Source organism: Kluyvera sp. NPDC087067 (assembly GCF_044745165.1).
GTDB lineage: Bacteria > Pseudomonadota > Gammaproteobacteria > Enterobacterales > Enterobacteriaceae > Kluyvera.
This window is the reverse complement of the sequence record NZ_JBIUZS010000005.1, coordinates 388,332-410,163: the sequence shown is the minus strand read 5'-3', so window position 1 is coordinate 410,163 and position 21,832 is coordinate 388,332. Positions and strand designations below refer to the sequence as shown.

The following is a 21,832-nucleotide window of genomic DNA, read 5'->3' as shown; positions in this document are numbered from 1 at the left end:
AACACGGCTTTCGCTCACTGTTGCGAGGTGGCGTATATTACGCTTTCCTCTTTCAGAGTCAAGCGTTTAATTTCGCTTTTCTCTGCCGGCGTTCTTCTTAAGAACCCCGCTGACCCGGCGGCTTGTTTGCCGTTGTTCCGTCTCAGTGGGGCCGCATTATAGGGACTAATTGAGATCCCGCAAGCATAAATTTGAATTAATTTATCGCTCGCTATTTTTTTCATCAAATTGCTTATGAATACGCCGTAAAAAGCCTGAACTGCTGTTTTTAACACCGATTTAGCACGTCAAATGGCATACTAATGAAAGACAAATAATAGGAATGGCATTTATGTCCTTAAGCGCACAGCAACTGGCAGCTCAAAAAAACATCTCCTGGGTTCTGGCTGAGAAGATAGCCCAGAAGATATTGACCGGTGAGTATCCACCGGAAAGCATTCTCCCTGGCGAAATGGAACTTGGCGAGATTTTCGGCGTGAGCCGTACCGCCGTTCGTGAAGCGGTGAAAACCCTCTCAGCCAAAGGCATGCTGCTCCCCCGTCCGCGAATTGGCACCCGCGTGATGCCACAAGCGCACTGGAACTTCCTCGATACCGATCTCATCTCCTGGTGGCTTACCGCCGATAACTTCCAGGCGGTGATGAAACACTTCCTGGTGCTCCGCCGCAGCCTGGAACCCCAGGCATGTATGCTAGCCGCCACGCTCGGCACCGCCGAGCAAAAAGCGCACCTCAATACATTAATGCAAGAGATGGCTCATCTGGAGAAAGCATTCGACCGCGATCGCTGGATTGATATCGATACCTCCTGGCACGAACACATCTATGAAATGAGCGCGAATCCATTTCTGACCTCGTTCGCTAAACTCTTCCATTCCGTGTACCACATCTATTTCACCTCTATTACGGAAGATGAAGTGATTGAGCTGGCTAGCCACCAGGCTATTGTGGATGCAATCCAGGCAGGCGATGGCCAGCAAGCACTAATAGCCTGCCAGGCGTTATTGAATGCCCCGCATGTTCGGGCGTGAGTATAAAGGACAGCGAATGACTGAAATGAAATCACGGAGTATGGCTGGGCTACCGTGGATAGCGGCAATGGCCTTCTTTATGCAGGCGCTGGACGCCACGATTCTGAATACCGCGCTTCCGGCTATCGCGCACAGCCTGAATCGCTCCCCATTAGCCATGCAATCGGCGATTATCAGCTACACCCTCACCGTGGCGATGCTGATCCCGGTCAGCGGATGGTTAGCTGACCGATTCGGCACTCGCCGGATATTTATGTTGGCCGTGAGCCTGTTTACCCTGGGCTCGCTCGCCTGTGCGCTATCAAGCTCATTATCTGAACTGGTTGTCTTTCGCATCATCCAGGGTGTGGGTGGCGCGATGATGATGCCCGTCGCACGCCTCGCACTGCTCCGCGCCTACCCGCGAAGCGAACTGCTGCCGGTGCTTAATTTTGTCACCATGCCGGGATTGATTGGCCCCATTCTGGGGCCGGTGTTAGGCGGCGTATTCGTGACCTGGGCCACCTGGCACTGGATTTTCCTGATTAACATTCCTATCGGCGTGGCGGGCATCCTGTATGCACGAAAATATATGCCGAACTTCACCACGCCCAGACGACGTTTCGACCTTTCTGGCTTCCTGCTGTTTGGTTTGAGCCTGGTGCTGTTCTCTATTGGGATGGAGCTGTTGGGCGAGCAGATTGTGGCGAGCTGGATGGCCTTGATGGTGGTGTTATTCAGTCTTCTTCTATTACTGCTGTATATCCGTCACGCTCGAAAACACCCGTCACCGTTAATTTCGCTGTCTTTATTTAAGACCCGAACCTTTTCGGTCGGCATTGCCGGTAACCTGGCGACACGTTTAGGCACCGGCTGCGTGCCGTTTCTGATGCCGCTCATGTTACAGGTAGGCTTCGGCTACCAAGCGTTGATTGCCGGCTGCATGATGGCGCCAACGGCTATCGGTTCCATCGTGGCAAAATCGACGGTCACTCAGGTGCTGCGTCGTTTAGGCTATCGAAAAACGTTGGTGGGGGTGACGCTGTTTATTGGTTTGATGATCGCGCAGTTCTCGTTCCAGTCGCCAACGATGCCAATATGGATGCTGATCCTACCACTATTCATTCTAGGGATGGCAATGTCGACGCAGTTCACCTCGATGAACACCATTACGCTTGCGGATTTAACCGAAGATAACGCCAGCGGCGGCAACAGCCTGCTCGCCGTCACCCAGCAATTGTCGATTAGTCTTGGGGTCGCGATTAGCGCTGCGGTGCTTCGGTCATATCAGAACATTGAAGGGGCAACGACTATCGATCAGTTCCACTACACCTTTATTACCATGGGCGTCATCACGGTGATCTCGGCCTTCATGTTTATGCTGCTTAAACCTAAAGATGGGCGGAACCTGATTAAGGAAAAGCACTAGCCTTAAACGGAACCGCGAACCACCAGCTCGGGCGTCAATTGCATACGCTGTTGCTTCTGTCCGGGCTGGGTAATACGGTGGATGAGTACATCGATGGCCAACTCGCCCAGCTCGTCTTTCGGCTGGTGAATGGTGGTCAACGGCGGCGTCATGTAGCGCGCCAGTTCAATATCGTCATAGCCAATCACCGCCATATCCTGCGGAACGCGCAGCCCAGCCAGATATAACGCCTGATAAACGCCGACCGCCATCGCGTCATTGCCGACGAACACCGCATCCGGTCGAACCGGGAGTGCCAGCAGCTGCTGCATGGCGTCAAGACCGCCACCAAACTCAAAGTTACTGGTGATCTCATAACCGTCTGGGATCGGTAGCCCGGCGTTATGCATCGCCTCCCGATACCCTTCAAGGCGCAAGCGCGCAGGCGTTTTATCCAGCGGCCCGGCAATGCAGGCAATCCGCGAGTAGCCGCGTTCGATTAAGTAACGCGTCGCCATAACGCCGCCCAGCAGCGAATTGTCCTGAATCAGATCGCTGTCACCATCAAACGGCGCCCAGTCCATCATCACCGACGGTATAGAAGGATAGCGCTGCATGATCTCAAGCGACGGCTGGTGCGTTTCGGTACACAGCAGCAGCAGTCCATCAACGCGTTTTTGCATCAGCGTTTCAAGATTGCTGTTCATCCGCTGTTCGTCGCCTTCAGTATTACAGAGCACCAGACTGTAGCCGCGCTCAAAACAGCTACGTTCCACGCCGCGAACCAGTTCAGAGTAAAACGGGTTGGTACTGGCGGTAATCAGCATACCGATGGTGCGAGTTTGATTGAGCTTGAGGCTACGCGCCAGCGCAGACGGCGCGTAGTTGAGGCTTTTTATGGCCGCATCAACTTTCCCGGTAATCGTCTCACTGACAAACCGGTCTTTATTAATGACGTGCGATACCGTGGAGGTGGAAACGCCCGCCAGGCGAGCAACATCCTTCATCGTTGCCAAGCATTACCCCTGTTGACGTAAAAATTCGTCGATCTCTTCACGCCACGGCACGGAGGGTTGGGCCCCTTTGCGTGTGACGGCAATCGCCGCAGCGGCGTGTGCAAAACGCAATGCCTCGGCCAGCGGCGTCTTTTCCAGCAACGCGGTCATCAGCGCGCCGTTAAAAGTGTCGCCTGCGGCAATGGTGTCGATAGCCTGAACCTTAAAGCCCGGTACGCGACGGCCTTCGCCTTTAACGCTGGCCCATACGCCACGGCTACCGAGAGTGATAATCACCGTATCGATGCCTTTGGCATGTAAAATCTGCGCAGCTTTGGCTGCATCATCATCGTTTTCCACCCGCACGCCGGTCAGCTTCTCGGCTTCCGTTTCGTTCGGGGTGATGATATCCACCAGCGACAGCAGCGTATCCGGCAGCGCGCGCGCAGGGGCCGGATTCAGTACCACCGTGGTTTGATGTTCATGAGCAATCTGCGCGGCAAGCTGTACGCTATCCAGCGGGGATTCAAGCTGCATCAGCAGCGCATCAGCATTGGCAATTCGCTCGCGCTGCGCGTCCACCAGGGCGGATGAGAGCGCTGCATTAGCCCCAGCATGAATACCAATGACGTTTTCGCCTTCGCCGTTAACAAAGATCAGCGCCACGCCGGTTGATTCGCCGGACACCGCGCTCACCGGAGCGACGTCAATACGGTCGACCTGAAGCTGTTTGCGGATGCGTTCGCCGATATCATCATCGCCAGTGCAGGCTATAAAGGCGATATCCGCGCCGCTGCGTCCGGCGGCTACCGCCTGATTCGCACCTTTACCGCCGAAAGCGACCTGATAATGACTACCGGTGACGGTTTCGCCAGGCGTTGGGAAAGATTCAAGATTGAGAATGTGATCGGCATTAATGCTGCCAAGGACGACGAGTTTGCCTGCGGTTTTCATGTTCGGTATGTCCGGTAAGATGCGCCACCGGTAAACCGGTGGCGCGTGCCCTACTTTTCTTTATTGATATTGTCCCTCAGGCTCCGGGAGCCTGATTCGCATTCGCGCTATTACTGCTTGATAACCAGCTTCAGGTCAACAGGATATTTTGCCTGCACCTTTTCGCCTTTCAGTACTTTGTCAGCGGTTTCAACGCCTTTTGCACCAATCTGGTCAGGTAACTGGGCAATCGTTGCTGCCAGTTTGCCATCTTTAACCGCTTTCTCGCCATCTGGCGTGCCGTCAAAGCCGACCACCATCACATCGGATTTACCCGCAGTTTGCAGCGCGCGCAGTGCGCCCAGCGCCATTTCATCGTTCTGAGCAAATACCGCTTTCACATCAGGGTGCGCGGTCAGCAGGTTCTGCATCACGTTCAGACCTTTAGTACGATCGAAGTCCGCAGGCTGGCTCGCCAGAACATTAAATTTGTGCGCAGCCACGGCCTGCTGGAAACCTTCACCACGCTCACGCGCAGCGGATGTCCCGGCAATACCCTGCAGCTCAATAACTTTCGCGCCTTCGCCTTCTTTCTTAGCGATGTAATCCCCGGCGATTTTGCCGCCCAGTACGTTATCGGACGCAATATGGCTCACGACGTCGCCTTTCGATGCCACGCGGTCAAGAGTAATAACCGGGATTTTCGCCTGGTTAGCCATCTTGATGGCGTTACCTACGGCATCAGAGTCAGTCGGGTTTATCAGCAGGATTTTGGTGCCGCGAACGGTTAGGTCCTGAACGTTAGCCAGCTCTTTCGCCGGGTTGTTCTGTGAATCCAGAACCACCAGGTTATAACCCAGTTTGTCCGCTTCTTTCTGTGCGCCATCCTTCAAGGAAACAAAGAACGGGTTATTCAGCGTAGAGATAACCAGGGCAATGGTGTCTTTTGCCATCGCATTTGCGCTCACGGTGGCGCTCAGCGCAACCGCAGAAACCAGGGTAGCCAGTTTTTTCATGTTCATATCTAAGATGTCCTGTAGTGTCGTAAATTATTGCTTTTTGTTGTCCACCAGCACCGCCAGCAGGATAACAACTGCTTTAACGATCATCTGGTAATAAGAAGAAACACCTAACAAGTTCAAACCGTTGTTGAGAAAACCAAGGATCAGCGCACCGATAAGTGTGCCGACGATACGACCTTTACCGCCAGCCAGACTGGTGCCGCCCAGTACCACAGCGGCGATAGCATCCAGCTCATAGCCGGTACCCGCCGTAGGTTGTGCCGAAGACAGACGCGCGACTTCAATGATGCCCGCCAGCGCCGACAATAATCCACACAAAGAGTAGACGATAATTTTGACTTTATTGACGCTAATGCCGGAAAGACGCGTTGCCGCTTCGTTGCCGCCGAGCGCATAGATATAACGACCCAGACGAGTGTGATGCAGCATGTACCACGCGGCGAGGAAGACAATCCCCATGAGCCACACAGGCGTAGGAATACCCAGCGGACGACCGATACCAAACCAGCCAAACACGTCGGCGTTATCGGTAAAGCCGGTATTCACCGGACTGCCGTTGGTGTACACCATCGTCACACCGCGCAGCAACAGCATCATCACCAGCGTGGCGATAAAGGCCTGAACGCGTCCTTTGGCGACTATCACGCCGGTAACGGCCCCGATTGCGGCACCTAATGCGAGTGCGGCAGCAACCGCCACCAGCGCATTAACTTCGATACCCACAATCGACGCGGCGACCGCGCCGGTCAACGCCAGCAAAGAACCGACGGACAGGTCGATTCCCGACGTTAAAATGACCAGCGTCATCCCGACCGCCATGATCGCATTCACGGAGGTCTGCTGCAGGATGTTGAACAGGTTATTGACGGTAAAAAAGTTCGGGCTCATGGTCGAGACAATCGCTATCAGCACCAACAGGGCTATCAGCGATTTTTGCTCCAGCAGCCAGGCTTTGGTGAAATAGCGGCGACCTGCCACAGACTGGGTTGTCATCTTTTTTACTCCTGGTTCACGCGGTTAAGCTTGCCCACAGCGGCAGCCATTAATACTTCCTGGGTGGCCTGCTCGCGTGAAAACTCACCGCCGAGATGCCCTTCATGCATCACAATAATGCGATCGCTCATCCCCAATACTTCAGGCATCTCGGACGAGACCAGAATGATGCTCAGACCGTCGGCCTTGAACTGGTTGATAAGCTGATAAATCTCTTTTTTGGCACCCACATCCACACCGCGGGTGGGTTCATCCAGAATCAACACTTTTGGACGGGTCATCAGGCCACGCGCGATGGCGACCTTCTGCTGATTACCGCCAGACAGCAGACCAATGGCCTGTTCCATAGACGGTGTTTTGACGTTGAACAGGCGGATAAAATCGCTGACCGCCTGTTGTTCATCTTTATGCTTGAGGCTACCGCCGGTACGACTGAAATAGCGCAGTGCGGTCAGCGACATGTTCTCTTTCACCGACATCCCCAGCACCAGGCCATCACGTTTACGGTCTTCAGAGATATAAACGATGCCGTTTGCCAGACCATCCTGCGGCGAGCGCGTCACCACTTCATGACCGTCAAGGGTCACATAGCCGCTGGTGCGCGGCAGCGCGCCGTACAGCACTTTCATCAGTTCCGTACGTCCTGCGCCCATCAGCCCGGCTACGCCAAGAATTTCGCCTTTACGCAGGGTAAAGGAGACGTTTTCAACGCCTGGCCCGCACAGCGCATCCACCTTCAGGCGGATATCACCCGGTACTTTATCAATGCGCGGATACTGATCTTCGAGCTTGCGCCCGACCATCATTTCAATGAGCAGATCTTCGTCGAGGCTGGCGACTTCACGCTCGGCAATAAACTGGCCGTCACGGAATACCGTCACGTCGTCGCAAATCTCGAAGATCTCTTTCATACGGTGGGAAATATAGACAATGCCGCGCCCCTGCGATTTCAGCTCGCGGATCACGCGGAACAGGGATTCGGTTTCGGTATCGGTCAGCGCATCGGTCGGTTCATCCATAATGATGACTTTCGACTCGAAGCTCAGCACTTTAGCGATTTCCACCATCTGCTGATCGCCGATCGACAGATCGCCCACCAGACGATCGCTCTTAAAGCGCAGATTCAGTTTCGCTAGCAGGATGTCCGCCTCGGCATACATCCTCTTCCAGTCGATTTTGCCAAAGCGATTCACGAACTCACGGCCGAGGAAGATGTTCTCGGCAATCGTCAGCTGCGGGATCAGGTTTAGCTCCTGGTGGATGATGCCGATACCGGCTTCCTGGGAGGATTTCGGGCCAGTAAAGGTGGTTTCTTTGCCCAGCCATAATAATGAACCGGCATCACGGGCATAAATCCCGGTCAGCACTTTCATCATGGTGGATTTGCCCGCGCCGTTCTCGCCGACCAGCGCCATCACGCGCCCGGCATAGACATTTAGCGCAGCACCGGAAAGGGCCTTCACGCCTGGGAACGATTTATCGATCCCTTTGAGTTGTAAGAGTGCGTCCATGATGGCCTCAGAAGGTGACGCCAGCACAGAGAATGATATTCGCATACGGGGAACACTCCCCGCTGCGAATCACCGCCTGACTGTCTGCGGTTTGTTGTTTGAACTGCTCATGCGAGATGTAACGAACGTCAATGGTATTTCCCTGGTGTTGTTGCAGTTGCTCGATGTGTTTGAGCAACGTTTCGTGGAGCTGCGGATTATGTTGTTGAATTTCCGTTGCGAGAATGGCGGCCTCAACCTGCATCTCTTGCGTCACCACGCCTAATACCTGCATAAAGGTGGGAACGCCCTGGGTTAACGCCATATCAATGCGCGCAGTGCTATGGGGAATAGGTAAACCCGCATCGCACACCACCAGCGTATCGGTATGACCCAGGCGGGAGATAACCGACGAGATTTCAGAGTTAAGTACCGTGCCTTTCTTCATTTATTTTCTTGCTCCACTAGCGAAACGTTTCGCTGAATTAAGTTTAATCTTAACAGCGCGCAGAAAACCACCATCAGGTTATAGAAATGTGATCGCTATCGAAACGTTTCGCGAATAAAGGAAGGGATAAAAAAACGCCCTCCGTCATACGAGGGAGGGCGTTGATGGCTTTAAATTTCGACCTGAGTACCCAGTTCGATAACCCGGTTCGGCGGGATTTCGAACTGATCCGGCGCGCGAAGCGCGTTGCGCTGCAACAGCAGGTACAGCTTACCGCGCAGACGCAGATACCACGGACGCTTGCCGACAATCAGCGACTCATGCGACATAAAGAACGACGTTTCCATCATCCGGCAGCTCAAGCCTTCCAGACCGCAGCGGTGGAACACCTCTTCAACGTTTGGCGTTTCACGCCAGCCGTAGCTTGCCACCACGCGCCAGAAGGTCGGTGAGAGCTGCTCTATCTGCACGCGGCGAACGTTATGCACATAAGGCGCATCTTCGGTACGCAGTGTCAGGAGGATCACACGCTCATGCAACACCTTGTTGTGCTTAAGGTTATGCAGCATCGCAAACGGGATAACGTTCAACGCACGCGACATATACACCGCGGTGCCCGGTACTCGTACCGGCGGCGATTTCTCAAGCGAGGCAATCATTGCCTCCAGAGAGTTGCCGTGTTCGTGCATGCGACGCAGCAGGCGGAAACGCTCGCTTTTCCAGGTGGTCATGATGGTAAACATGATCAGCGCCAGCGTCAGCGGCAACCAACCACCGGAGACGATTTTATCGAGGTTCGCCGAGAACAGCGGGATATCGATGCACATAAAGCCCACCAGCATCAGCGCCACGACAAACTTATTCCAGCGCCAGTTTTTACGCGCCACCGTGGTGAACAAGATGGTGGTCAGCACCATGGTTCCGGTTACCGCAATCCCGTACGCCGCCGCCAGGTTTGAGGAATGCTCAAAGCTGACAATTACGATAACCACCGAGATATAGAGCAGCCAGTTGATAAACGGAATGTAAATCTGCCCGGACTCCATTTCCGAGGTATGGATTATCCGCATCGGCGACAGATACCCTAAACGCACGGCCTGACGCGTCAGCGAGAAGACCCCGGAAATCACCGCTTGCGAAGCGATAACCGTCGCGAGCGCTGCGATAATCAGCATAGGGATCAGTGCCCAGTCAGGCGCCAGCAGGAAGAACGGGTTTTTAATCGCTTCAGGATGCTGTAACAGCAGCGCACCCTGACCAAAGTAGTTAAGTACCAGCGAAGGCAGCACCACCGAAAACCAGGCCAGACGAATGGGCAGTTTACCGAAATGGCCCATGTCGGCGTACAACGCTTCCACGCCGGTAATCGACAGTACGACGGCGCCCAGCGCAACAAACGAGACGGTCTTGTACTCAAGGAAGAAGTGGACGGCCCAGTACGGGTTCAGCGCATGCAGAACTTCCGGGTTTGCCATGATGCTCCGCGCGCCCAGCACCGCCAGCAGCAGGAACCAAACCAGCATAATAGGGGCGAACAGTTTGCCGACCATACTGGTTCCGTGTTTCTGGATAGCAAACAGCAGCGTCAGAACAATAATCGAGATAGGGACAACCCAGGTATCGAGTTCAGGCGCGATAATTTCCAGGCCTTCTATCGCCGACATCACCGAAATAGCCGGGGTAATAACCACTTCGCCATAGAAGAAGCTGCCTCCGATTAGCCCGAGGATCACCAGAACCGATGTGGTTCGCGCAGACGTGTTGCGTCCCGCCAGCGACATCAGCGTCAGGATCCCACCTTCACCCGCGTTATCCGCACGCATCACGAAGGTGATGTATTTCAGTGAGACGGTAAAAATCAGCAGCCAGAAGATAAGCGACAAGAAGCCAAAAACGGCATCCCGTTCAACGCCAAAACCAAACTGACCAGACAAGCATTCACGAAGTGTATAAAGAGGGCTGGTACCAATATCGCCGTATACCACGCCAATTGCAGCGAGTGTAATCGCTGATAAAGATTGTTTATTATCAGTGCTCATAGACTAGTCTTTCGTTTATAAAACAAATGTGTGCCTAGTCCCTTGGCCCACGAAAAGCGCACAGTATGCACGATTAGCGTCAAAATCGTACCCCTTAATTGCGTCATCTTAACCTGCCTCAATAAATCGTGAAGGACTATTGAGGCTATTCAGCGCCAGACTTAAACGTCTATACTCAGCCAGTTAGCTGATTACATGGCGAAAGGACGCAGGTTAATTATGGCGCAACCACATTTATTAGCAGAAAGAATTTCTCGGTTAAGCAGCGCTTTAGAGAAAGGGCTCTTTGAACGCAGTCACGCCATTCGCCTGTGTCTTCTGGCGGCGCTGAGCGGCGAGAGCGTCTTTTTACTCGGCCCACCGGGGATTGCTAAAAGCCTGATTGCGCGTCGCCTGAAATTTGCCTTCCAGCACGCTCGTGCGTTTGAATATTTGATGACCCGCTTTTCCACGCCGGAAGAGGTCTTTGGCCCGCTGTCTATTCAGGCGTTAAAAGATGAAGGGCGCTACGAGCGCCTGACCGCTGGCTATCTGCCGGAAGCGGAAATCGTCTTTCTCGATGAAATCTGGAAAGCGGGCCCCGCCATCCTCAATACCCTGCTGACCGCCATTAATGAGCGCCACTTTCGTAACGGCGCGAACGTCGACAAAATCCCCATGCGCCTGCTAGTGACCGCCTCGAACGAACTGCCCGAAGCGGAAAGCAGCCTGGAAGCGCTCTATGACCGAATGTTGATTCGCCTGTGGCTCGACAAAGTGCAGGATAAAGGCAACTTCCGCTCCATGCTGATTAGCCAGCAGGATGAAAACGATAATCCAATTCCGGCAAATCTTCAGATCACCGATGAAGAGTACTTCCAGTGGCAGAAAGATATCGGCAAGGTCAAACTGCCGGATGCCGTTTTTGAGCTGGTTTTCACTCTGCGCCAGCAACTGGATAACTTACCGAATGCGCCTTATGTCTCAGACCGTCGCTGGAAGAAAGCCGTGCGTTTACTGCAAGCCTGCGCGTTCTTTAGCGGCCGTGACGCCGTCGCCCCTATCGATCTAATCTTGCTAAAAGAGTGCCTGTGGCATGACGCTGAAAGCCGGAATTTGCTTCAGCAACAGTTAGATATATTGATGACCGGACACGCCTGGCAGCAGCAGGCGATGCTGAACAAGCTGGGCGCGATAACCCAGCAGCGTTTACAGCTTCAGCAGCAGCAAAGCGATAAAACGGCGCTTAAAGTGACGCGTCTGGGCGGGATGTTTAGCCGGAAGCCGCACTATGAGCTGCCACCTGAAGTGCAATCACCGACGGTGACGTTACTACTGCAAAAGCCGCTTAAGCTGCATGATATTGAAGTCGTTCACATTACCTTCGAACGCCAGGCGCTGGATAACTGGCTTGAGAAAGGCGGAGAAATCCGCGGCAAGCTCAACGGGATTGGTTTTGCCCTGACGCTCAATATGGAAGTCGATGCCGCGCAGCACCTGGTTGTTCGCGATGTCAGCCTGCAAGGTTCTCGCTTATCTCTGCCGGGCACCAGTACGCCAGAGAACATGCCTCATGAGATTCTCCAGCAGCTTACCGCCCTTCACGAAGAGTGGCACCAGCAGCACAACCGCTTTAGCGAGCAGCAAAAATGTCTGTTTGTGAATGAAGAGTGGTTAGGCCGCATTGAAGCCAGCTTGCAGGATGTCGCCGTCCAGATTAAGCAGGCGCAGCTTTAATGTTAACCGTTGATACGCTCAACATGATGCTGGCGGTCAGCGAAGAGGGGATGATCGAAGAGATGATCATCGCTCTGCTGGCCTCGCCGCAGTTGGCGGTCTTCTTTGAAAAATTTCCCCGTTTAAAAAGCGCGATTACCGACGATCTTCCCCGGTGGCGTGAAACCTTTAAAAATCGCCTGAAAGGGGCACCGATACCGGTGGAGCTGGAAGATGAGGTTGTCTGCTATCAGCAAAGCCAGCTCTTATCGACAACCCAATTTATCGTCCAGCTGCCGAACATTCTGGCGCTATTAAAGCGGGTACAGTCCCCCTTTACCGCTCAGGCACAGCAGTTGGTTGCCAACAATGCGACCTTTACTCCCGCCTTGCACACGCTCTTTCTGCAACGCTGGCGCTTAAGCCTCGTGGTTCAGGTCACCTCAATTAATCAGCAATTGCTGGAAGAAGAGCGGGAACAACTGCTCAGTGAAGTCCAGGAACGCATGACCCTAAGCGGTCAGCTTGAACCAGTGCTGGTGGATAACGACAGCGCCGGTGGCCGATTATGGGATATGAGCGCCGGGCAGCTTAATCGCGGTGACTATCAACTGATCGTCAAATACGGCGAGTTCCTCAGTCAGCAGCCAGAATTGATGCGTTTAGCCGAGCAGCTAGGACGTTCTCGCGAAGCGAAATCGGTGCCGAAGAAAGACGCGCCAATGGAAACTTTCCGCACGCTGGTTCGCGAGCCCTCAACGGTGCCTGAACAGGTGGACGGCATTCAGCAAAGCGATGATATCCTGCGCCTGCTGCCGCCGGAGCTGGCGACGCTTGGCATGACTGAACTGGAATATGAGTTTTATCGCCGGCTGGTGGAAAAGCAGCTGTTAACCTATCGCCTGCATGGTGATGCCTGGCACGAGAAGGTAACGGAGCGACCGGTCGTGCATCAGGATGAAGATGAGCAGCCGCGCGGGCCGTTTATCGTCTGCGTGGACACATCCGGCTCCATGGGCGGCTTTAACGAGCAGTGTGCCAAAGCCTTCTGCCTGGCCTTAATGCGCGTAGCGCTCGCCGATAACCGCCGTTGCTACATCATGCTGTTCTCAAGTGAAGTGGTGCGCTATGAACTCACTTGTCCGCAAGGGCTGGAGCAGGCGATTCGCTTTCTAAGCCAACGCTTTCGCGGCGGTACCGATATGGCGAGCTGTTTCCGCGCCATTATCGAACACTTACAAAACCCACAGTGGCAGGATGCCGACGCGGTGGTGATCTCAGATTTTATCGCCCAGCGGCTGCCGGATGAGGTAGTGAAAAAGGTGGGGGATCTGCAGCATAAATATCAGCACCGTTTTCATGCGGTGGCGATGTCTGCACACGGCAAACCCGGGATCATGCGCATTTTCGATCATATCTGGCGCTTTGATACCGGGTTGCGAAGCCGCCTGCTAAGACGCTGGCGGCGTTAAAGACGAATTACAGTAAAGATGAGACGCTCTCACGAACCTGCGCTGGCCATACGCCGCATTGAACCTGGCCGATATGCGACAACTGCAACAACAGCATAGTTAAACGAGACTGACCAATACCGCCGCCGATGGTTTGCGGCATATCACCACGCAGCAGCGCCTGATGCCACTCCAGCTGCAAGCGATCTTCGTCGCCGGTCAGTTGAAGCTGATGCTTAAGCGCTTTCGCATCCACGCGAATTCCCATGGAAGAGAGCTCAAACGCATCTTCCAGCACCGGGTTCCACACCAGAATATCACCGTTCAGACCGGCAAAGCCGGACGCGCTCGGGGTGCTCCAGTCGTCATAGTCCGGCGCACGAACGTCGTGACGTTGACCATCCGATAATTTGCCGCCGATACCAATAAGGAAGACGGCGCCCAACTCTTTAGCAATCGCGCGTTCACGACCTTTGGCATCCAGGCCCGGATAACGGCTCAGCAGCGTTTCGCTGTGCACAAAGTGGATCTGTTCTGGCAGGAACGGTGTCAGACCAAATTCTTTGCTTACCGCCATTTCAGTTTCTTTAATACCCGCCCAGATAGCCTTAACGGTGCTTTCCAGCGTACCGGTGTGGCGCTCATCATCACCCATCACGCGTTCCCAGTCCCACTGGTCAACGTAAACGGAGTGAATGGCAGTCAATCTATCTTCATCGGGGCGAAGGGCTTTCATGTGCGTGTAGAGCCCTTCGCCCGCGCTGAAGTCGTGTTGTCCCAGAGTTTGACGTTTCCACTTAGCCAAAGAATGCACCACTTCAAACTGGGCATCTGGCAGCGTTTTCACTTTCACCTGGACCGCTTTCTCGCAACCAGACAGGTTGTCCTGAGTCCCATCCCCGATACGGCTTAAGATTGGCGCCTGAACTTCTACGAGCCCTAGCTTCTCTTCCAGCTGACGGGAAAAGTGGGATTTGACGAAACTAATCTGGCGTTGTTTTGCGATGTATGCGGTTTTCATTATTTTTACTCCTGCGTCCTGTTGCCATTGATTAAGCAACAAAACAGGCCACCAATACAATAATCAAACAATAAAAAGCCTAACTCACTTTTGATTCGATAAAATTTACGGCTAAAATAGAGCTAATCGTTAATCATCATAAGAAAAACCAATGGAAAATTATCAGATCGACAATCTGGATCGCGGCATTCTTGACGCCCTGATGGCCAACGCCCGTACCGCATACGCAGAATTAGCCAAACAGTTCTCCGTGAGCCCTGGCACTATTCATGTCCGCGTAGAGAAAATGAAGCAGGCGGGAATTATCACCGGCGCGCATGTCGACGTCAGTCCTAAACAGCTCGGTTATGATGTCGGTTGTTTTATCGGCATCATTCTCAAGAGCGCGAAAGACTACCCGTCGGCGCTGGCACGGCTGGAAAGCCTGGATGAGGTTACCGAGGCGTACTACACCACCGGGCACTACAGCATCTTTATTAAAGTGATGTGCAAATCGATCGACGCGCTTCAGCAGGTACTTATCAACAAGATCCAAACAATTGATGAAATTCAGTCCACCGAGACGCTGATCGTGCTGCAGAACCCGATCATGCGTACCATCAAGCCGTAAACAACTTTTTTAATCCCACATTTTTCCACAGGTAGATCCCAGCTCGTTCACAGCGTACAATGCGCCTTCTTTATAAAGGTGGACGAGCATGGCGGATATCACTCTCATTAGCGGCAGCACGCTTGGCAGTGCGGAATATGTAGCAGAACATCTGGCTGAAAAGCTGGAGGACGCCGGTTTTTCCAGCGAAATGCTGCACGGCCCGATGATCGATGAAGTGCCAACCGAGGGGATCTGGCTGGTTATCAGTTCAACGCACGGTGCAGGAGACATTCCTGACAATCTTCTGCCTTTATATGAAGCATTACTTGAGGAGAAACCTGATCTCTCAAAGGTACACTTTGGTGCAATCGGGATCGGCAGCCGCGAATATGACACGTTCTGTGGCGCTATCGATAAGTTAGAGGCTGCATTGAAGGCCTGTGGAGCCAAACAAGTTGGCGAAACGCTGCGGATCAATGTGCTCGAACATGAGATTCCTGAAGATCCGGCAGAGATTTGGTTGGGATCGTGGCATCTTTTGCTCAGAGATTTGTAAAGATCGGACTTTATTCTGTGGATAAGTCTGGTTAAAAGCTTGGATCAACCGGTAGTTATCCAAAGAATAACTATTGACTGCTTTTTGACCTGTGCATAACCCTTCGTTTTGATCCCAGCTTATACTGACCAGGATCACCGATCATTCACAGTTAATGATCGTCCTTAAACGGTTGATCTTTAATTGTGGATCGCACTTATCCACAGAAGTTGGCGATCCTAATAAGAGATCACAATAGAACAGATCTCTAAATAAAAAGATCTTCTTTTTAATACCCAAGATCCGAACCCTTTCTCCATCGACTAAAGTTGAGTAGAATCCACGGCCCGGGCAACAATCCATTTTCACACCGCTTTACGCGAGGCAAACCACCATGTTTTATCAGGATCCTTTTGACGTCATCATCATTGGCGGGGGTCATGCAGGCACTGAGGCCGCGATGGCCGCAGCGCGAATGGGTCAGCAGACCCTGCTTTTGACACACAATATCGACACGTTGGGGCAGATGAGCTGCAACCCGGCGATTGGCGGCATTGGGAAAGGACACCTGGTAAAAGAAGTGGATGCGCTTGGCGGCCTGATGGCAACGGCTATCGACCATGCGGGTATCCAGTTTAGGATACTAAACGCCAGCAAGGGACCGGCCGTTCGCGCCACTCGTGCTCAGGCGGATCGCGTGCTCTATCGTCAGGCAGTGCGAACGGCTTTGGAGAATCAGCCAAACCTGATGATCTTCCAGCAGGCGGTTGAAGATCTGATTGTTGAAAACGATCGCGTTGTGGGTGCTGTAACCCAGATGGGGCTTAAATTCCGCGCCAAAGCGGTTGTTTTGACCGTCGGGACTTTCCTCGATGGCAAAATTCACATTGGTCTGGATAATTACAGCGGTGGTCGTGCCGGCGATCCGCCATCCATCCCGCTGTCTCGCCGCCTGCGTGAACTGCCGCTGCGCGTCAGTCGCTTGAAAACGGGGACGCCGCCGCGTATCGACGCGCGCACCATTGATTTCAGCGTTCTGAGCCAACAAAACAGCGACAACCCAATGCCGGTATTCTCGTTCCTCGGCAATGCGTCCCAGCATCCACAGCAGATGCCGTGCTACGTCACGCATACCAACGAGAAAACCCATGAGGTGATCCGCAATAATCTCGATCGCAGCCCGATGTATGCTGGCGTGATCGAAGGGATCGGCCCGCGCTACTGTCCATCGATCGAAGACAAAGTGATGCGCTTTGCTGACAAAAATCAGCACCAGATCTTCCTCGAACCGGAAGGACTGACCTCTAACGAAATTTATCCTAACGGCATCTCCACCAGCCTGCCATTCGATGTGCAGATGCAGATTGTCCGTTCCATGCAAGGCATGGAAAACGCCCGTATCGTTCGCCCAGGCTACGCTATCGAATATGATTTCTTCGACCCGCGCGACCTGAAGCTCACGCTTGAGAGCAAACACATTCACGGTCTGTTCTTTGCCGGTCAGATCAACGGTACAACGGGTTACGAAGAAGCCGCCGCGCAAGGTATGCTGGCCGGCCTTAACGCCGCTCGTCTGTCTGCCGACAAAGAAGGCTGGGCGCCACGCCGCGATCAGGCTTACCTTGGGGTGCTGGTGGACGATCTCTGCACTCTGGGTACCAAAGAACCGTACCGCATGTTCACGTCTCGTGCCGAATACCGTCTGATGCTGCGCGAAGACAATGCCGATCTGCGTCTGACCGAAATTGGTCGTGAGCTGGGCCTGGTTGACGACGTTCGCTGGGCACGCTTTAACGAGAAAATCGAAAATATCGAACGTGAACGTCAGCGTCTGAAATCGACCTGGGTTAATCCAACGACAGACTCTGTAGACGAAGTGAATGCTCACCTGAGCGCGCCACTTACCCGAGAAGCCAGTGGTGAAGATCTGCTGCGCCGCCCGGAAATGACCTACGAACAGCTGACAAAACTCACGGCCTACGCCCCAGCGCTGGAAGATGCTCAGGCGGCAGAGCAGGTGGAAATTCAGGTCAAATACGAAGGTTATATCGCGCGCCAGCAAGACGAGATTGAGAAACAGCAGCGCAATGAGAATACCCTGCTGCCGGCGACGCTGGACTACCGCCTGGTTAACGGCTTGTCCAATGAAGTGATCGCGAAACTTAACGATCACAAACCGGTTTCTATCGGCCAGGCATCGCGTATTTCAGGGATCACCCCAGCGGCTATCTCGATTTTGCTGGTGTGGTTGAAAAAACAAGGCCTGCTGCGCCGCAGCGCGTAGCTTTGAATTATGCCCGGGAGCGCTGCGCTTACCGGGCCTACAACGTAGGCCGGATAAGGCAAGGCCGCCATCCGGCAAATCACCGCTAATAGGTATTCCTCGTGCTTAACAAACTTTCTCGTCTGCTGGATGAAGCAGGAATTTCGCTCACCGATCACCAGAAAAACCAGCTTGTGGCTTACGTCGATATGCTGCACAAGTGGAACAAAGCCTACAATCTGACTTCCGTCCGCGATCCTAATGAAATGCTGGTTCGCCACATTCTCGACAGTATCGTGGTTGCGCCTTCGCTAAAAGGTGAACGCTTTATCGATGTCGGAACTGGCCCTGGGCTGCCGGGAATTCCGTTATCTATCGTCCGACCGGATGCCCATTTCACGTTACTGGATAGTCTGGGCAAGCGCGTGCGCTTCTTGCGTCAGGTTCAGCATGAGCTCAAGCTTGAGAACATCACCCCGGTGCAAAGTCGCGTAGAAGAGTTCCCGGCTGAGCCTCCTTTTGACGGCGTGATTAGCCGCGCTTTCGCATCGCTGACCGATATGGTGACCTGGTGCCACCACCTCCCTGGTGAAGAAGGGCGTTTTTATGCGTTGAAGGGCCAGTTACCGACCGAGGAAATTGCGCAACTTCCGGCGCAGTTCAGCGTGGACTCTATCGTTGAATTACGGGTTCCACATCTCGAAGGCGAACGCCATCTGGTTATTATCCAGGCAAATAAAATTTAATATTTATCAAAAAAAGTAGAGAAAAAGTACCGATGCTGGTGTTAACAAATGTACGAAAAGAAACGCCAGCAACCTGGAAAGATTAACCAATGATTAACCTTGTTTTATCTTGTCCTTAACTCAGCTTTTTTTGTTAATGATGAAAATAGTAAACATGGAAAATATCAGCCTGCTAAAAGTCAGCGCTTAAGTCATTTTGTCATGTTAATAATATATTATGAATGTCAATGAATGGTTTTTGTTCTGTATCGGTGTGTTTTTAAAAGATTGGGGAATTTTCGGCTTAGATATCAAATCGATGAGAACACATATTTTGCTGCGTTGAATCAGAAGCTTAGTTCTAAAATGTTTAATATGTGATCTCGTGCACGCTTTATAATCACTGTTTTCGATGTGTTTGCAGTTTTGTACGATCGTTCACACTTTGATGAAAAGTTGAAAAACAGCTCGAATGAAAAATATTTAAACATTTATTCACTTTTTGGCTACTTATAGTTTGAATTCACGAGGCGTCACCGTATAATTTGCCCGATTTTTGATGCTTGACTCTAAGCCATAAAGAACGTTTTATACGACACGCGGCATACCTCAAAGGGAGCAGGAGTAGAAACGTGATGTCTATGTCGCTCGTGAGTCGAAACGTTGCTCGTAAGCTTCTGTTCATTCAGCTTCTGGCAGTGATAGCAAGTGGATTGCTGTTCAGCCTAAAAGACCCCTTCTGGGGCATCTCCGCCGGGTGTGGGGGATTGGCAGTGTTACTGCCTAACATGTTGTTTATGATTTTTGCCTGGCGTCACCAGGCGCATACACCCGCTAAAGGTCGAGTGGCCTGGACGTTCGCTTTCGGTGAAGCGTTCAAAGTGCTAGCGATGCTGGTGTTATTGATAGTGGCGCTGGCGGTTTTAAAGGCGGTATTCTTGCCGCTGATCGTGACATGGATTTTGGTGCTAGTGGTTCAGATACTGGCGCCCGCTGTAATTAACAACAAAGGGTAAAAGGCATCATGGCTTCTGAAAATATGACGCCGCAGGAATACATAGGTCATCACCTGAATAACCTTCAGCTTGATCTGCGTACTTTCTCGCTGGTAGATCCGCATAACCCCCCAGCCACCTTCTGGACGCTCAATATTGACTCCATGTTCTTCTCGGTGGTGCTGGGTCTGTTGTTCCTGCTTACGTTCCGTAGCGTTGCCAAAAAAGCGACCAGCGGCGTACCAGGTAAATTTCAGACCGCGATTGAGCTGGTAATTGGCTTCGTTCATGGCAGTGTCAAAGACATGTACCATGGCAAGAGCAAGGTTATCGCTCCGCTAGCCCTGACGATTTTTGTCTGGGTATTCCTGATGAACCTGATGGACTTACTGCCTATCGACCTGCTGCCGTATGTTGCTGAGCACATACTGGGCCTGCCGGCGCTGCGCGTGGTTCCGTCTGCGGATGTGAACATCACCCTGTCAATGGCACTGGGCGTGTTTATCCTGATTCTGTTCTACAGCATCAAAATGAAAGGCATCGGTGGCTTCACTAAAGAGTTGACGCTGCAGCCGTTCAATCACTGGGCATTTATTCCTGTCAACTTAATCCTTGAAGGGGTAAGCCTGCTGTCCAAACCGGTATCTCTGGGTCTGCGACTGTTCGGCAACATGTATGCCGGTGAGCTGATTTTCATTCTGATTGCTGGTCTGTTGCCGTGGTGGTCACAGTGGATTCTGAATGTGCCATGGGCCATTTTCCACATACTGATTATTACGCTGCAAGCCTTCATCTTCATGGTTCTGACGATCGTCTATCTGTCGATGGCGTCTGAAGAGCATTAATTTACCAACACTACTACGTTTTAACTGAAACAAACTGGAGACTGTCATGGAAAACCTGAATATGGATCTGCTGTACATGGCTGCCGCTGTGATGATGGGTCTGGCGGCAATCGGTGCTGCGATCGGTATCGGCATCCTCGGGGGCAAATTCCTGGAAGGCGCAGCGCGTCAACCGGATCTGATTCCTCTGCTGCGTACTCAGTTCTTTATCGTTATGGGTCTGGTGGATGCTATCCCTATGATCGCTGTAGGTCTGGGTCTGTACGTGATGTTCGCTGTCGCGTAGTAAGCGTTGCTTTGAATTAAGTAAGAGCAATATCAGAACGTTAACTAGATAAAGAGGCATTGTGCTGTGAATCTTAACGCAACAATCCTCGGCCAGGCCATCGCGTTTGTCCTCTTCGTTCTGTTCTGCATGAAATACGTATGGCCGCCATTAATGGCTGCCATCGAAAAACGTCAAAAAGAAATTGCTGACGGTCTTTCTTCTGCAGAACGAGCTAAAAAGGATTTGGACCTTGCACAGGCCAATGCGACCGACCAGCTGAAAAAAGCGAAAGCGGAAGCCCAGGTAATCATCGAGCAGGCGAACAAACGTCGCTCCCAGATTCTGGACGAAGTGAAAGCTGAAGCAGAACAGGAACGTACTAAAATCGTGGCACAGGCTCAGGCTGAAATCGACGCCGAGCGTAAACGTGCTCGCGAAGAGCTGCGTAAGCAAGTCGCTATCCTGGCTATTGCTGGCGCCGAGAAGATCATCGAACGTTCCGTGGATGAAGCTGCTAACAGCGACATCGTGGATAAACTTGTCGCTGAACTGTAAGGAGGGAGGGGCTGATGTCTGAATTTATTACGGTAGCTCGCCCCTACGCCAAAGCAGCTTTTGACTTTGCCGTCGAACACAAAAGCGTAGAGCGCTGGCAGGATATGCTGGCATTTTCCGCCGAAGTGACGAAAAACGAACAAATGGCAGAGCTTCTTTCTGGCGCGATGGCGCCAGAAACGTTAGCTAAGTCGTTTATTGCCGTCTGTGGTGAGCAACTTGACGAAAATGGTCAGAACCTGATTAAGGTGATGGCTGAAAATGGTCGTCTTAAGGTGCTCCCTGATGTTCTTGAGCAGTTCATTCACCTGCGTGCTGCAAGTGAGGCTACCTCTGAGGTAGACGTCATTTCAGCCACCGCACTGAGTGAAGAACAGCTTGCGAAGATCAGCGCCGCGATGGAAAAACGTCTGTCACGCAAAGTTAAGCTGAATTGCAAAATCGATAAGTCTGTAATGGCAGGTATTATCATCCGTGCGGGTGATATGGTCATTGATGGTAGCGTACGCGGCCGTCTTGATCGCCTTGCAGACGTCTTGCAGTCTTAAGG

General features: G+C 52.6%; 21 protein-coding genes. 13 read left to right on the top strand and 8 right to left on the bottom strand.

Going from position 1 to position 21,832, the window contains the following annotated elements:
* The first annotated feature begins 331 nt into the window (after window positions 1-331).
* Window positions 332-1,030, top strand: a complete 699-nt coding sequence (locus ACIPDS_RS15680; protein WP_166515093.1) for a FadR/GntR family transcriptional regulator — start codon at window positions 332-334, stop codon at window positions 1,028-1,030.
* A 16-nt stretch (window positions 1,031-1,046) separates the two neighbouring features.
* Window positions 1,047-2,438, top strand: a complete 1,392-nt coding sequence (gene mdtD / locus ACIPDS_RS15675; RefSeq protein ID WP_400737601.1) for a multidrug transporter subunit MdtD — start codon at window positions 1,047-1,049, stop codon at window positions 2,436-2,438.
* Between the two features lie 2 nt (window positions 2,439-2,440).
* On the opposite strand, the gene rbsR is transcribed toward mdtD, so the two are convergent.
* The 7 genes from rbsR to kup form a co-directional block, all read right to left on the bottom strand.
* Window positions 2,441-3,433: a ribose operon transcriptional repressor RbsR gene (gene rbsR, locus ACIPDS_RS15670; RefSeq protein ID WP_400737599.1), complete on the bottom strand. Its 993-nt coding sequence runs from the start codon at window positions 3,431-3,433 to the stop codon at window positions 2,441-2,443.
* A 3-nt stretch (window positions 3,434-3,436) separates the two neighbouring features.
* Complete coding sequence (gene rbsK, locus ACIPDS_RS15665) at window positions 3,437-4,366, bottom strand: ribokinase (protein ID WP_400737596.1); 930 nt, start codon at window positions 4,364-4,366, stop codon at window positions 3,437-3,439.
* A 110-nt stretch (window positions 4,367-4,476) separates the two neighbouring features.
* On the bottom strand, window positions 4,477-5,367 hold the full coding sequence (rbsB, locus tag ACIPDS_RS15660; protein ID WP_062776615.1) for a ribose ABC transporter substrate-binding protein RbsB: 891 nt from the start codon (window positions 5,365-5,367) through the stop codon (window positions 4,477-4,479).
* A gap of 27 nt (window positions 5,368-5,394) precedes the next feature.
* Window positions 5,395-6,360: a ribose ABC transporter permease gene (rbsC, locus tag ACIPDS_RS15655; protein WP_400737592.1), complete on the bottom strand. Its 966-nt coding sequence runs from the start codon at window positions 6,358-6,360 to the stop codon at window positions 5,395-5,397.
* A 5-nt stretch (window positions 6,361-6,365) separates the two neighbouring features.
* The gene (rbsA, locus tag ACIPDS_RS15650; protein ID WP_400737589.1) at window positions 6,366-7,871 is read right to left on the bottom strand and encodes a ribose ABC transporter ATP-binding protein RbsA; all 1,506 of its coding nucleotides are present in this window, start codon (window positions 7,869-7,871) and stop codon (window positions 6,366-6,368) included.
* Window positions 7,872-7,878: 7 nt separating this feature from the next.
* Window positions 7,879-8,298: a D-ribose pyranase gene (rbsD, locus tag ACIPDS_RS15645; RefSeq protein WP_166515098.1), complete on the bottom strand. Its 420-nt coding sequence runs from the start codon at window positions 8,296-8,298 to the stop codon at window positions 7,879-7,881.
* A 170-nt stretch (window positions 8,299-8,468) separates the two neighbouring features.
* A complete protein-coding gene (kup, locus tag ACIPDS_RS15640) occupies window positions 8,469-10,337 on the bottom strand; it encodes a low affinity potassium transporter Kup (protein WP_166515099.1) in 1,869 nt (622 codons plus the stop codon).
* Window positions 10,338-10,556: 219 nt separating this feature from the next.
* Here kup and ravA point away from each other — a divergent pair, with 219 nt between their 5' ends.
* Together ravA and viaA are read left to right on the top strand one after the other, a co-directional pair.
* Entirely contained in the window at window positions 10,557-12,053 is a 1,497-nt protein-coding gene (ravA, locus tag ACIPDS_RS15635; RefSeq protein WP_166515100.1) for an ATPase RavA, read from the top strand.
* Window positions 12,053-13,504 (top strand): ATPase RavA stimulator ViaA, encoded by a 1,452-nt coding sequence (gene viaA / locus ACIPDS_RS15630; protein WP_400737584.1) that lies wholly within the window; start codon window positions 12,053-12,055, stop codon window positions 13,502-13,504. Before ravA ends, viaA begins: the two co-directional genes overlap by 1 nt.
* Window positions 13,505-13,511: 7 nt before the next feature.
* Here the strand turns inward: viaA and asnA are convergent, their stop codons facing one another.
* Entirely contained in the window at window positions 13,512-14,504 is a 993-nt protein-coding gene (gene asnA / locus ACIPDS_RS15625) for an aspartate--ammonia ligase (protein ID WP_166515102.1), read from the bottom strand.
* 151 nt (window positions 14,505-14,655) lie between these two features.
* Here asnA and asnC point away from each other — a divergent pair, with 151 nt between their 5' ends.
* The 9 genes from asnC to atpH all read left to right on the top strand — a co-directional run bounded on the left by asnC (window position 14,656) and on the right by atpH (window position 21,830).
* Window positions 14,656-15,114, top strand: a complete 459-nt coding sequence (gene asnC / locus ACIPDS_RS15620; protein WP_062776627.1) for a transcriptional regulator AsnC — start codon at window positions 14,656-14,658, stop codon at window positions 15,112-15,114.
* 88 nt (window positions 15,115-15,202) lie between these two features.
* Window positions 15,203-15,652 carry an FMN-binding protein MioC gene (mioC, locus tag ACIPDS_RS15615; protein WP_400737580.1) on the top strand — a complete coding sequence of 150 codons (450 nt, stop codon included), beginning with the start codon at window positions 15,203-15,205 and terminating at the stop codon, window positions 15,650-15,652.
* 373 nt (window positions 15,653-16,025) lie between these two features.
* Window positions 16,026-17,915, top strand: coding sequence for a tRNA uridine-5-carboxymethylaminomethyl(34) synthesis enzyme MnmG (gene mnmG, locus ACIPDS_RS15610; protein WP_166515104.1), 1,890 nt, complete (start codon window positions 16,026-16,028; stop codon window positions 17,913-17,915).
* A 101-nt stretch (window positions 17,916-18,016) separates the two neighbouring features.
* Window positions 18,017-18,640, top strand: coding sequence for a 16S rRNA (guanine(527)-N(7))-methyltransferase RsmG (gene rsmG, locus ACIPDS_RS15605; protein ID WP_400737577.1), 624 nt, complete (start codon window positions 18,017-18,019; stop codon window positions 18,638-18,640).
* A 614-nt stretch (window positions 18,641-19,254) separates the two neighbouring features.
* On the top strand, window positions 19,255-19,635 hold the full coding sequence (atpI, locus tag ACIPDS_RS15600; RefSeq protein WP_166515106.1) for a F0F1 ATP synthase subunit I: 381 nt from the start codon (window positions 19,255-19,257) through the stop codon (window positions 19,633-19,635).
* Window positions 19,636-19,643: 8 nt separating this feature from the next.
* On the top strand, window positions 19,644-20,459 hold the full coding sequence (gene atpB, locus ACIPDS_RS15595) for a F0F1 ATP synthase subunit A (RefSeq protein ID WP_166515107.1): 816 nt from the start codon (window positions 19,644-19,646) through the stop codon (window positions 20,457-20,459).
* 46 nt (window positions 20,460-20,505) lie between these two features.
* On the top strand, window positions 20,506-20,745 hold the full coding sequence (gene atpE / locus ACIPDS_RS15590) for a F0F1 ATP synthase subunit C (protein WP_000429386.1): 240 nt from the start codon (window positions 20,506-20,508) through the stop codon (window positions 20,743-20,745).
* Between the two features lie 66 nt (window positions 20,746-20,811).
* A complete protein-coding gene (atpF, locus tag ACIPDS_RS15585) occupies window positions 20,812-21,282 on the top strand; it encodes a F0F1 ATP synthase subunit B (protein ID WP_062776635.1) in 471 nt (156 codons plus the stop codon).
* A gap of 14 nt (window positions 21,283-21,296) precedes the next feature.
* Entirely contained in the window at window positions 21,297-21,830 is a 534-nt protein-coding gene (atpH, locus tag ACIPDS_RS15580) for a F0F1 ATP synthase subunit delta (protein ID WP_166515108.1), read from the top strand.
* The last annotated feature ends 2 nt before the right edge of the window (window positions 21,831-21,832 follow it).